Annotated in this window: 8 protein-coding genes; 5 read left to right on the top strand and 3 right to left on the bottom strand. The window is 74.4% G+C overall.

The genetic code is table 11. The features are described from left to right. The first annotated feature begins 83 nt into the window (after positions 1 to 83). Both H4W80_RS55825 and H4W80_RS55820 read left to right on the top strand, forming a co-directional pair. Complete coding sequence (locus H4W80_RS55825; RefSeq protein WP_192792450.1) at positions 84 to 1,553, top strand: serine/threonine-protein kinase; 1,470 nt, start codon at positions 84 to 86, stop codon at positions 1,551 to 1,553. 66 nt (positions 1,554 to 1,619) lie between these two features. Then, on the top strand, positions 1,620 to 2,729 hold the full coding sequence (locus H4W80_RS55820) for a DUF5925 domain-containing protein (RefSeq protein ID WP_192792449.1): 1,110 nt from the start codon (positions 1,620 to 1,622) through the stop codon (positions 2,727 to 2,729). Positions 2,730 to 2,786: 57 nt separating this feature from the next. Here H4W80_RS55820 and H4W80_RS55815 read toward each other — a convergent pair whose 3' ends face one another. Together H4W80_RS55815 and H4W80_RS55810 are read right to left on the bottom strand one after the other, a co-directional pair. Next, positions 2,787 to 5,495 (bottom strand): DUF6493 family protein, encoded by a 2,709-nt coding sequence (locus tag H4W80_RS55815; RefSeq protein ID WP_192792448.1) that lies wholly within the window; start codon positions 5,493 to 5,495, stop codon positions 2,787 to 2,789. Beyond that, complete coding sequence (locus H4W80_RS55810) at positions 5,492 to 6,820, bottom strand: SWIM zinc finger family protein (protein ID WP_192792447.1); 1,329 nt, start codon at positions 6,818 to 6,820, stop codon at positions 5,492 to 5,494. The genes H4W80_RS55815 and H4W80_RS55810 overlap by 4 nt, the downstream gene beginning before the upstream one ends. A gap of 93 nt (positions 6,821 to 6,913) precedes the next feature. On the opposite strand from H4W80_RS55810, the gene H4W80_RS55805 reads away from it, so the two are divergent. From H4W80_RS55805 to H4W80_RS55795, 3 genes are read left to right on the top strand one after another with little or no spacing between them, the layout of a single operon-like run. Then, positions 6,914 to 7,966, top strand: coding sequence for a C39 family peptidase (locus H4W80_RS55805; RefSeq protein WP_318787540.1), 1,053 nt, complete (start codon positions 6,914 to 6,916; stop codon positions 7,964 to 7,966). Positions 7,967 to 7,970: 4 nt separating this feature from the next. Then, positions 7,971 to 9,830, top strand: coding sequence for a S9 family peptidase (locus H4W80_RS55800; protein WP_225964225.1), 1,860 nt, complete (start codon positions 7,971 to 7,973; stop codon positions 9,828 to 9,830). Beyond that, complete coding sequence (locus H4W80_RS55795) at positions 9,827 to 11,089, top strand: M20/M25/M40 family metallo-hydrolase (RefSeq protein WP_192792445.1); 1,263 nt, start codon at positions 9,827 to 9,829, stop codon at positions 11,087 to 11,089. Before H4W80_RS55800 ends, H4W80_RS55795 begins: the two co-directional genes overlap by 4 nt. Here the strand turns inward: H4W80_RS55795 and H4W80_RS55790 are convergent. After that, positions 11,086 to 12,621 (bottom strand): FAD-dependent monooxygenase, encoded by a 1,536-nt coding sequence (locus H4W80_RS55790; RefSeq protein WP_192792444.1) that lies wholly within the window; start codon positions 12,619 to 12,621, stop codon positions 11,086 to 11,088. The two genes, H4W80_RS55795 and H4W80_RS55790, sit on opposite strands and share 4 nt — an antisense overlap. Positions 12,622 to 12,689: the final 68 nt, after the last annotated feature.

Here is a 12,689-nt window from a genome sequence, read left to right as displayed (position 1 = left end):
CTCCGCTTAAGGTGTGATTTGCCCAACGCTCCAAGGTACCGGTGGATCTTCACCAGCGCATGGCGACCGGTAACGTATCGGCCATGGCGAGCCCCCTGCGACCGGACGACCCGCCGTCCCTGGGCGACTACCGCCTGTCCGGCCGGCTCGGGGAGGGCGGGCAGGGCGTGGTCTACCTCGCCCAGACCGCCGCCGGCGAGCCGGTCGCGATCAAGTTGCTGAGCGCGGGCGACCAGCAGACGCGGGCCAGGCTGGCGCGCGAGCTGGACGCGCTGGAGGGCATCGCCTCCTTCTGCACCGCGCGGGTCCTCGACGTCTCGGCCGACGGGCCCCGGCCGTTCGTGGTGAGCGAGTTCGTGGACGGCCCCTCGCTGGCCGACCGGGTGCGCGAGCGCGGCCCCCTGCGCGGCGGCGACCTCGAACGCCTGGCGGTCGGCACGGCCACCGCCCTGGCCGCCATCCACGCGGCCGGGATCGTGCACCGCGACTTCAAGCCGGCCAACGTGCTGCTCGGGCCCGACGGGCCCAGGGTGGTGGACTTCGGCATCGCCCGGGCCGAGGGGGCGGCCACGATGACCTCCGGCCTGATCGGCACCCCCGCCTACCTGGCGCCCGAGCAGATCGGCGGCTCGCCCGCCTCGCCCGCCTCCGACGTGTTCGCGTGGGCCTCGTCGATGCTGTTCGCGGCCACGGGCACGAGCCCGTTCGGGGCGGACACCGTGCCCGCCGTGCTGCACCGGGTGCTCCACGTGGAGCCGGACCTGGCGCAGCTGCCGCCACGCCTGCGCGGGGTGATCGCGTCCTGCCTGGTCAAGGACCCGTCGCGGCGGCCCACGGCCCAGCACCTGATGATGTCCCTGGTCAACCCCAACGCCCCGCCGGCCCACCTCCCGCAGGGCCCCGCCGTTCCCGAGAGCCTTGGCACGGGGCCGCGCCCCCAGGCCGCGATCACCACCCAGGGGACGGGGGGCACCCGCTCGCGGGGCCTGCTCATCGGCGCGCTGGCGGTCCTGGTCGCCCTCGCCGCGGCCGTCGTCACGATGCTCTCCGCCGATCGCACCCCGACCTCGCTCGCCGACCAGGGCGACCACTCCTCCTCGCCCGTCCCTCCGGAGTCCCCGGCACCGTCCACCCCGCCGGAGTCCCCACCGGAGTCCCGACCGGAGTCCCCACCGGAGTCCGCGGACAGCACGACGCCCGCCGCCTCCGGCGGGAAGCTCAAGATCCCCGCCGCCTACGCGGGGACGTGGACGGGCCGGACGCGGAGCACCAACCCCATGGACACCGACGGGGCCGAGAACACCGTGGTGCTGAAGCCGGGCGCGTCCACCGCGCAGTGGAGCGAGAAGGACGCCGGCGTGAGCTGCCGCGGCACGATCACGCTGACCCAGGTGGAGGCGTCGCGGCTGACGTTCTCGCTGGAAGCGATGGAGGGCGGCTGCATCCCGGGCACCGTCTGGCTCGCCAAGCAGGGCGACGCCGTCTCCTACACCTGGCGGGACGAGCCCGGCCCCGGCATCGTCACCCAGACCGGCACCCTGAGCAAGACCTAACCGATACGCCGAATTTTCCGCAAAACCCTTCGACATGTGACGGCTGGACGCTGGATCATTAACGTTATGTCTGTGATGAGGGAGGTGCCGTTCCCCAGCCGGGAGTCTTCCGAGCTCCCCATGAACATCTGGATCGACGACGCCGACTCCGCCATCGACGTCATCGACGCCTTGGCGCTGTCGCCGTTCGCGACGGGTGCGCAACCGTGGTCCCGCCTTGCCAATCTGGAGCGCGTACGCCCCGACGCCCCGCTGAGCCCGGCCGACGGCCGGCTGCTGCGCACGGCGCGGGTCGAGGACGGCTCGGAGTCGCGGCTGATCGCCGGCGAGGGCTGGACCCTGCGCGTCGTGCGTCATCGCAACCGCACGGCCACGGTCAGCGTCACGGCCGTGGACGAGGAGCTGGCCAAGAGCGTGCTCGCGCAGAGCATCGAGGGCGCCGAAGAGGCCATGCCGGAGGTGGACCACGTCGAGATGGGCTTCTGGTGGCGCGGCATGCACGGCGGCACCCGCTCGGAGAAGCCGATCACGGCGCAACCTTGGGACGAGATCACCAAGAACTACTCGGCCAAGGTCCGCCCCGCCCTCGACCGGCTGATGTCGATCACCCCCGCCGACGTCAACGGCCGCCTGATCCTGCTGCACGGCGAGCCGGGCACCGGCAAGACCACGCTGCTGCGCACGCTGGCCAAGCAGTGGCACGACTGGTGCCAGGTGGACTGCGTGCTCGACCCGGAGCGGCTGTTCAACGAGCCGGGCTACCTGATGGAGGTGGCCGTCGGCTACGACTCCGACGAGGACGCGCAGCGCTGGCGGCTGCTCGTCCTGGAGGACTGCGACGAGCTGATCAGCTCGGGCGCCAAGGCCCAGGCGGGCCAGGGGCTCTCGCGGCTGCTCAACCTGACCGACGGCCTGCTCGGCCAGGGGCGGGACGTCCTGGTGGCGATCACCACCAACGAGGACCTCGCCCGCCTCCACCCGGCCGTCGTCCGCCCCGGCCGCTGCCTGGCGCAGGTGGAGGTCGGGCCGCTGACCAAGGAGGAGGCCGTCACGTGGCTGGGCTCCGCCAACGGGGTGAGCGCGTCGGGCGCGACGCTGGCCCAGCTGTACGCCCTGCGCGCGGGCCGCGAGTTCACCCCGCAGCCGGGCGACGAGTCCACGGGCCTGTACCTCTGACCGGCGCGCCGGCCAGAGGTACAGGCCCGTGGCGGTCACGGGGCGATCACGGGGCGGTCACGTCAGGTAGGTGTGCAGGCGGCGGGCCTCGCGGACGAAGTTGTTCGACGCCCGCCGCTCGGCGATCTCCGCCACGCAGGGCACCGGCCCCCGGGCTCCGGCCCACCGGGCGGTGCGCAGCGCGAAGGCGAGCACCTGCGTGTGCCGGGTGTGCGGCCGTTCCTCCGGCCCCGGCAGGAACACCGGCAGGAACCCGGTCATGATCCGCCACACCTCCCGGTGCGCTCCCTGCTCTGCCGCGCTCTCCAGGGTCTCGAGAACCGGGCCGGGCTTGAGCCACGTCCTGCGCAGCAGCAGCCCGAGCTGCCGGCCGATCTCTTCGGCGTCCCCGTCGCCGCGGGCCGCCAGGTCCACCACCAGGCCCGCCCGCACCACGGGCAGCTTCGACCAGGACGGGTCGGCCAGCAGGAACGCCGGCACGAGCGCCATCCCCTCGCCCCACGGGCCGTCGGCCAGCGCGAGGGCGTACGCCTCGGGCGGCCCCGCCCCCTGCGTCGGCCACCCGTACAGCAGGTGCGGGAGGAAGTGCAGCGCGACGACCTCCCGGTGGGACGGCATCACGTACGGCCACCACGGCAGCAGCCCGTCCTGGCCTTCCCGCCGCCGGCCGGGCTCGGTGAACAGCTCGTCGACCAGCGGCAGCCCCGTCGGCGCCACCCGGATCCTGGGCGCCAGGTCGGGGGTCCGGGTGTCGGCCGGCTCCCGGTCGTCGCGGTATTCGCCGCCGGGGTCCAGCCGCCCGGAGGCGAGCCAGCCGACCTCCGTGACCGGCTCGGGGCGGCCGCCGTCCATCCACCGGGCCGCCGCCCGCCCCGCCTCCGAGGTGAGCAGCCGCGCCCGCGCCACCACCTCGGGCGCCACCTCGCGCGGCAGCCGCAGCAGCGCCTGCTGCAGGTCCGCCGGCAGGGCCTCGACGCCGCACCGCTCGTAGCCCGCCAGCCGCGCCACGAGCTCCCCGGCGTCCACGTGCCCGGTGCCCTCGGTGGGCTCGGCCAGCAGGTACGGCGGGAGGGCGCCGCCCTGGAGCGCCGAGTGGACCTCGGCCCACCGCCGCAGCAGGAACAGGTGCGGAGCCGACACCGCGCCGCCCCGGGGCAGCCCGTCGGCCGGGGAGCCGCCCGTCAGGATCAGCCGGGCGATCTCCTCGCACCATTGCCAGACGTCCAGCCACGGCCGTTCGTGCGAGCGGCGGCCCAGCCGCCACTCCGACAGCTTCGCCACGAGCCCGTCGCGGTCGTCGTGGTGCAGCCGGACGACGCCCGCCAGCCACAGCTCCGCGGACTCCCATCCGCCCCAGCACGGCCCCAGCTCCACGGGCGTGGCCACCGGCGCGGGGAACGCCTCGGCGTAGCGCGGCGCCGGCAGCTCGGCGGGCGTGAAGGGCTCCGGCGGCTCCTCGGCGGCCTCCCCGCCGAACACCGCCACGAGGGTCTCCCCGAGCTGGTGCGGCAGCACCCCGAACGAGTCCCGCAGGGCCTGCGCCCCCACCGGCGTGAACCGCTTGGCGTGCTTGACCGCGATCCGCACCGCCCGCCCCTGCACGTCGGCGGACTCGCAGGCGAAGGCGTATCCCAGCGCGGGCGCGAGCTCGTCGAGGTCGCCCGGCCAGGCGCGGGCGACGGCGTCGAGCCAGGTCAGCCCGGCCGTCACCAGCTTGCGCTCCGGCCTGAACAGCAGCGCCCGCAGCGCCTCCGACACGTCGGCGTGGTCCAGGTGGTCGAGCCCGCGCAGGTGGCGCAGCGCCGCCTCCGCGACGGGTCCGGGCGCGGCGGGCAGCAGCCGCAGGTAGTCGGCGGCGCGCTTGCTCACCTCGTCGGAGGTCGGCTGGAGCAGCTCGTGCAGGCGGACGAAGAAGCGCAGGTCGGCGGCCTCGCCACCGCGCAGGAAGCGCCGTACGCACCCGTCGAGCAGCAGGTCGCGGCGGCCCTGACCGGCCAGCTTCTTGAGCGTGGCCAGCCACGTGCCGCGCGCCGGCGGCTCCGCGCGCTCGCCACGCAGCGCCGCGCCCACGCCCTCCGCCTCGAAGAGCCGGGGCAGGAGGTGGTCGAGCAGCGGGTCCTCGCGGACGGGCGGGCGGCGTACCCAGGCCACCACGAGGGGGTCGTGCTCGGGCGGGACCACGCCGGTGCGGCGCAGCATGGCCAGGGCGAGCGCGTCCGTCTCGTCCGGGCGGCGGCGCCGGCGGGGGGCCGGGCGCAGCCGGAGCGCGGCGCGGGTGGCGAAGTCCTCCTGCCACGCGGCCGGGCGGGCGGACAGGACGCCTTCGAGGATCGCGGTGGTGGCGCCGCTCATCTCCCCGCGCTCCTGGAACTCGCGGCGGTTGAGCCAGGCCACGACGGCCGCCGCACCGCCGATGGTGGCCGCGCCCGCGACCCGCAGGGAGCCGGCCCAGTTCTCCTCGCGCTCCATCGGCCAGGGCGGGTTCCAGGGGGTGTTCCACTCCCAGCGCTCGTACTCGTGGACGGTGCGGCCGGCGCGCTCGGCCCGGCGCACGTGCTCGCGCCAGGCGGCCTCGCTCTCGCGCTCCCGCCTGGTGAACCGCTCCAGGTCCCGGGCATGGGCCCGCTCCTCGGCCACGGCGATGTGAGCGGGGAGCAGGGCGGCCACCTCGCGGCGCTCGCGCTCGCCGAGGGCGAGCACGCGTTCGGCGACCCGCTGCGGGTCTCCGGTGTCGATGGCCGCCACCACCGTCTCCCATGCGGTCACGGAGCGACCTCTACGGCGACGCGGGCGGCGATCCTGGCCGCCAGCACGTGCTTGCACGGCCCGCGCGAGCCCCGGTGGTCGAACCACCACGGGCACGTGCACTCGCCCTCGGCGATGCGCACCCGCCGCACCCCGCCGTCGGTCGTCACCTCGGCCGCCTCCCCGAGCAGCCGCACGGCGCCGGAGCCGGCCAGCGCGCGGGCGGCCGTCAGCCGGGGGTTGAGCTCCGCCACCTGGTCCCTGTCGTAGGGCAGCTCGCGGTGGAAGTGGGCCGCCTCGTGCAGGTCGTAGCCGACGCGCCCGGCCGTGCCGAGCTGGGTGAGCGCGGCGCGTACACGCTCGATCGCAAGCCCGGAACGGTCGGCGAGCAGCCCCAGCTCGACCGTGGGCTCGAAGTTGAGCAGCATGCCCACCACGTCGGCGTCGTCCGCGGCCTCGTCTGTGGCCAGGTCCGACAGCACCGCCCCCTCGCCGGAGAACCCGCGCCACGGCTCGGGCGAGACGGCCAGCGTGTAGCGCATGCCGGGCAGCTCCAGCTCCCACCCGCTGGCCGTGGACGAGCCGTCGGCGGGCCCGTACACGCGCAGCGCCTTGGCGAACCTGAGCAGCGGCAGCAGCGTGGCCACCCGCCCGGTGCCCGACAGGCAGACCCCACCGCGCGCGGGCCCTGAGGCCAGTCGCAGGTCGCGGCCCGAGGGGACGGCCCAGACGGTGGAGCGGGCGCCCTTCGGCAGGGAGCGCAGGAAGCGCACGGCGTGCGGCCCGGCCAGCTCGGCCCGCAGGTCCCAGCCGGACGCGATCACCTGCACCTCCGCGAACCCGCGCAGCCACCGCGACGGCAGCGGCACCTTCTTCTCCACGACCGCGCCGTCGAGCGTGGTGACCGTCAGCTCGTCGGGGCCGACGCCCAGGTGGAGCGGGTCCCTGCCACCCACCCTGGCCAGGGACTCGCGCAGCGGGCCGTTGACGTCGACGTTGGTGGTGCCCCGGTCGAGCACGTCGCCGTCGAGCTCCAGCACGTCGAGCCGGGCGTAGACGCCGCCGCAGGCCGAGAACGACTCGAACCGCAGCCGCCCGCCGTCGCACGTCACCACCGGGTCGCGGGTCCAGCCCGGCCTGGGCTGGTGGTAGCGGGCGAGCGCGACGTCCGCCACCGCCAGCAGCCCGGCCGCGGCCGGGGCCGCGTGCGTGAGCAGCCCGCTGAAGAAGCGCGGGTGCGTCCGCGGCCCCGATAACGCCGTGCCGCCGGAGGTCGAGAGACCGAGCCTGCCGTCGGTGAGCGTGGAGGGGCCCGCATAGGAATATGCCTGTACCGCCTGAGTCATGCCCCGAACCTTAGAGATCACCACCGACACAAACAGGGCCGGTACGTAAACCATCCGATGTGCGACACAGGGTGCGAAACCACAATATGGCTGGTGCTCACCGTCGACCTGACCCGCGTCGCCTTCGCCCGCTTCGCCGTGCCCGCGGGCGCGCCGCAGGCGGGCGCGTGGGAGAGCGCGGAGCAGCGGATCGGGTTCGCGGCGACCCAGCTCATCCCCTCGTGGACCGCGCGCACCCCGCCGGGCTCGTGGATCGAGGTGGCGCTCCGGGCCAGGACCGCGCGGGGCGATCTCACCAAGTGGTACGTCATGGGCCGCTGGTCGGAGCACGGCGCCCCCCGCACCTCGGTGCCCGGTCAGGGCGACGAGGACGGGGACGTGGCGGTGGACACGTTCGTGGCGCGGCGGCCGGTCGTGGCGTACCAGGTGCGGATCGCGGCGCACGGCGGGGACGCGCGGGTGACCGGGCTGGGCGTGATGGCCTCGGCCGTGCCGCGCCGCCCGGTCACGCCGAGCCCCTTCGGCGCCGCGGGGGCGGTGGAGCTGGCGGTGCCCGCCTACTCCCAGCACGCGCACGCCGGGCACCATCCGCAGTGGGACGGCGGGGGCGCCAACTGGTGCGGCCCGACCTCGGTGGCCATGGTGCTGGGCTACTGGGGCCGCGGTCCCGGGCCGGCCGAGCTGGCCTGGGTGGGGGACGGCGATCCGGCCCCGTCCGTGGATCACGCGGCCATGGGCACGTACGACACGAGCTACCAGGGCACCGGCAACTGGCCGTTCAACGTGGCGTACGCGGGGCGCTACGGCCTGGCCGGGTTCGTGACGCGGCTGCGGTCGGCGGTGGAGCTGGAGGCGTTCGTGCGGGCCGGCGTCCCGGTGATCACCTCGCAGTCGTTCAAGGCGGCCGAGCTGCCCGGCTCCTGCTACTCCACCAGCGGGCACATCCTGGTCGTCACCGGTTTCACCACCGAGGGCGACATCGTCGTCAACGATCCCGCGGCTCCCGGCGACGCCTCGGTTCAAAGGGTCTATCCGCGGGCAGCGTTCGAGAACGTGTGGCTCAGGAGCTCGGGCAGCGGGGGCATCGCGTACATCCTTCACCCGCCTGACCATCCACTTCCTCCCTGTACGAATGGCAATTGGTGACTTGATGAGCATTCGACCGATCGACGTGGCCCGTACCGACGGCGGCCCGCAGTGGGTGGAGGCGGTGGCCACGCCCTCCGGCGTCGAGGTCTGGTGGGACGAGCCACGCCCGGCCGAGGGCGGGCGCCGCTGCGTGGTGCGCCGCCTCCCCGACGGCAGCCGCGTGGACGCCCTGCCGCCGGGCTGGAACGCGCGCAACCGGGTGATCGAGTACGGCGGGCGCTCCTGGCGCCCGCTCCCGGACGGCGGCCTGGTCTTCACGAACTGGGCCGACCAGCGCCTCTACCGCATCCAGGGGGCGGAGCCGGTGGCGATCACCCCCGAGGGCCCGTACCGCTACGCGGACCTCTACCTCCCGCCCGGCCGGGACGAGGTGTGGGCGGTCCGGGAGACGGACGGCGTGCGGGACCTGGTGGCGGTGCCCCTGGACGGCGGCCCGGTCACGATGATCGTCAAGGCCCAGCACTTCCTGATGAACCCCCGCCTGTCCCCCGACGGCCGCCACGTCGCCTGGATCGGCTGGGACCACCCGAACATGCCCTGGGACGGCACCGAGCTGTGCGTGGCCCCGCTGCGCGAGGATGGCACGGCGGGCGCGCACCGGGTGGTCGCCGGCGGCCCCGAGGAGTCGGTGGCGCAGGCCGAGTGGCGCGACGACGCCGGCCTGTACGCCGTGACCGACCCCACCGGCTGGTGGAACGTCCACCTCGTCCCCCTCGACGGCTCCCCCGCCACGAACCTCACCCCGATCGAGCAGGAGTTCGGCGCCGCCGCGTGGAAGCCGGGCATGTCGTACCTGGCCATCGCGGACACGGGCGAGCTCGCGGTCGTGTACGGCACCCCGGACCTGCGCCGCCTGGGCGTGCTGAACCCGGAGACCGGCGACATCAGGGACATCGGCGGCACGGCCACCTACTGGTCCTCGACCGTGTCGGTCGCGGGCGGCAAGGTGGCGGCGGTGGGCGCGACCCCGTACACGCCGCTGGAGGTCACCCTCGTCGACCTCGCGGACGGCACCCACGAGGTCGTGTCGCCGCGCAAGCCCCTGCCGGACCGCGACCTGCTGCCCACGCCCGAGGCCGTGACCATCGAGGGCGTGCACACGCACCTCTATCCGCCGTCCGGCGACCGGAGCGGCCCGGACCCGTACGTGATCTTCGTCCACGGCGGCCCGACCGGAAACCTCCCGGTCGTGCTCGACCTGGAGATCGCGTACTTCACCAGCAGAGGGCTCGGCGTGGCCGTGGTCAACTACGGCGGATCGACCGGGTACGGCCGCGCCTACCGCGAGCGGCTGCGCCACCAGTGGGGCGTGGTGGACGTACAGGACTGCGCCAAGGTGGCGCGCGGCCTGGTCGAGATGGGCAGGGCCGACGCCGCGAAGATCGCCATCCGCGGCGGCAGCGCCGGAGGCTGGACGACGGTGGCGGCGCTCGTGCACAGCGACGTGTTCGCGGGCGGGGTCGCGCACTACGCGATCACCGACCCGGAGAGCTGGGCGGCCGAGACGCACGACTTCGAGTCGCGCTATCTGGACGGCCTGGTGGGCCCGCTGCCCGAGACCCGCGAGCGCTACACCGAGCGCTCACCGCTCCTGAACGCCTACCGGGCGTCGGGCCCGTGCCTCATGATGCACGGCCTGGAGGACGCGATCGTTGACGTGAGCCAGGCCGAGCGGTTCACCGCCGAACTGGACAAACATGGCAAAGAGTGGGCTTTGATCACCTACCCCGGCGAGCAGCACGGCTGGCGCAGGGAGGAGACTATCGTCTCGGCGTTGGAGGCCGAGCTGGCCTTCTACGGGCTGATCTTCGGCATGGAGACTCCCGAGGTCCCGCCTTTGACACTGAAGGGGAGAGCGTGAAAAGCGTTGCCGAGATCTGCTCGGATCTGATCAGGTTCGACACCACCAACCCGGGCTCCGGTGAGCGGCCGGCGGCCGAGTACGTCGCCACGCTGCTGTCCGACGCCGGGATCGAGCCGGTGGTGTTCGAGTCGGCTCCGAAGCGGACCACCGTCGTGGCCAGGATCGACGGCGACTCCCCTGACGCGCTGCTGATCCACGGCCACCTGGACGTGGTGCCCGCCGACCCGGCCGAGTGGCGGATGCACCCGTTCTCGGGGGAGATCGTGGACGGCTGCGTGTACGGGCGCGGCGCGGTCGACATGAAGGGCTCGTGCTCGATGACCCTCGCGACCGTGCTCGACCTGGCCGCCCGGGGCGTGCGCCCGAAGCGTGACCTGGTGCTGGCGTTCCTGGCGGACGAGGAGGCGACCGGCGACTACGGCTCGCGGCACGCCGTCACCGAGCACCGGGAGCTGTTCGACGGCGTCACGGAGGCGATCAGCGAGTCCGGTGGCTTCAGCGTGGCCTCCGGCGAGCACCGGGTGTACCCGATCGCCGTGGGCGAGCGCGGCACCGCCTGGATGAAGCTCACCGCGCACGGCGTGGCCGGGCACGGCTCGCGCCCGCCGGTGGACAACCCGGTCGCCACGCTGGTGCACGCCCTGTCGCGGGTGGCCGCCCACCAGTGGCCCGTACGCCTGACGCCGCCGGTGGCCGCCCTCCTCCAGAGCCTGTCGGAGATCACCGGCCGCCCGATCGACCTCGACCGCCTCGACGAGGAGGCCGCCCGGCTCGGGCCGCTGGGCGGGCTGTTCAAGAGCCAGATCCGCAACTCGGCGAACCCGACGATGCTCGACGCCGGATACAAGGTGAACGTGGTGCCCTCGACCGCCGAGGCGCACGTGGACGGGCGTTACATGCCGGGGACGCAGGAGGAGTTCCTGGAGACGATCGACGCGCTGCTCGGGGCGAAGATCACCCGGGAGTTCGTCAACCTGGAGGACGCGCCCGACGCGCCGTACCCGTCGGCGTTCTTCGACACGCTGGCGGGCGCGCTGATGGCCGAAGACCCGCTCGCGCGGCCGGTGCCGTACGTGATGGCCGGCGGCACGGACGCCAAGTCCTTCGCCAGGATCGGCATCAAGGGCTACGGCTTCGCGCCCCTCATGCTCCGGCCGGACCTGGACTACTACGGGATGTTCCACGGCAAGGACGAGCGGGTGCCGGTGGAGGGGCTCGAATTCGGCACCCGGGTCCTCACCCGTCTCCTCGCCTAGGCCCTGGGCGGGCCGAACCAGGTGGTGAGCGCGGCGGCGACCCCGTCGCGCCCGCCCGCCCACGCGACATAGCCGTCGGGCCGCACCAGCAGCACCTGCGCGGCCCCGCCGCCGGGGACGGCCGAGGGGTCCGCGTGCGCCACCCGCACGCGGTCCCGGTGCCCGGCCACGGCAGCGTCGATCCCACCGTCGCCGGGCGTTCCTGAGAGGGCCAGTACGAGACCGCGCCCGTCCCGCAGCAGCTCGGGGAGCGTCCGGGCCTTCGCGGGAGCCGGCTCGGGGAGCGCCTCGAGGCGGGGTGCGAAGCGGCCGACGAGGGGGTGCGCCGAGCCGGGCGCGTAGTCCACCTCCGTCCCGTCGGCCATCCCCGTGAAGTGCCGCTTGGCGTCCGGCAGCTCGATCACCTCCGCCAGCACCTCCCGCAACGCCTCCACCTGCGCCCCTGGCCGCATCAGCGCCACCTGTGCCCGGGTGTTGCGCAGCACCCTGGCCGCCACCGGGTGCCGTTCGGCGGTGTAGGTGTCCAGCAGCGCCTCGGGCGCGAGCCCCCGGGCCACCAGGGCCAGCTTCCACCCGAGGTTGACCGCGTCCTGCAGCCCCAGGTTGAGCCCCTGGCCGCCGATCGGCGAGTGCACGTGCGCCGCGTCCCCCGCCAGCAGTACCCGCCCCTTGCGGTAGGTGCCCGCGTGCCGGGTGTTGTCGCTGTACCGGATGCCGGTCTCCAGCCGCTTGACCACCACGTCGTGCCCCGTCACCCGCCGCAGGCTGGCCTCCAGCTCCCCGGCCGTCATCGGCGCGTCCCGGTCGTCCGGCCCGCCGTCGAACTCGATGGTGGCGATCTCCCCCGGCACCAGCGACAGGTTCACCAGCCCGCCGGGGTGGCGCAGGGACGACGTCACGGCCTCGGCGGAGGCGAGCTCGGCCACGGCGGTCCGCCCCGTCATGGTCGCCGGCGTCCCCTCGAACGCGAACCCCGACCGCTTGCGCACCAGGCTCCGCCCGCCGTCGCACCCCACGAGGTACGCGGCCCGCACCGTCCGCCCGTCGGCGAGCGTGGCGACGGCGGCGGAGCCCTCCTGCGCGACGTCGCGCACCGCGCACCCCTGCCGGATCCGCACCCCCATCCCGGCAGCCCGCTCGGCCAGGACGGCCTCCAGCCGGTCCTGCTTGAGCATGAGGTATTCGGCGTCGCCGGCCTCGCCCAGCAGCGGCAGCCCGCCGAAGTGCCCCCTGATCAGGCCCTCCCGCAGCAGCTCCACCATCATGGCGACCAGGTCGGCCCCGGCGGGCTCGCGGCGCGCGGCCAGCTCGTCGAGCATCGCCCACTGCTCCCCCGCCACCGGCTCGACCAGGTCGCGCAGGGCCAGCGACTGCACCGTGCGCGCGTTGAGCGAGCGCAGGCCGAGGCTGCGCGTCCGGCGCTCCTCGCCCGTGGCCGCCTCCAGGACCAGCGGGTCGGCGCCGCCCAGCTTGAGCTCGCACGCCAGCAGCAGCCCCACGGGCCCGCCGCCGACGACGATCACGTCGGTCATCTCCGCTCCTCTACTTACGCAGTAAGCTTACGCAGTAAGTAGAACACATACACCGTAAGCTTTGTCAA

It is taken from the genome of Nonomuraea angiospora, assembly GCF_014873145.1.
Taxonomy (GTDB): Bacteria; Actinomycetota; Actinomycetes; order Streptosporangiales; family Streptosporangiaceae; genus Nonomuraea; species Nonomuraea angiospora.
Note: the sequence above shows the minus strand (reverse complement) of the source record. Positions and strands in the feature narration are given on the sequence as shown.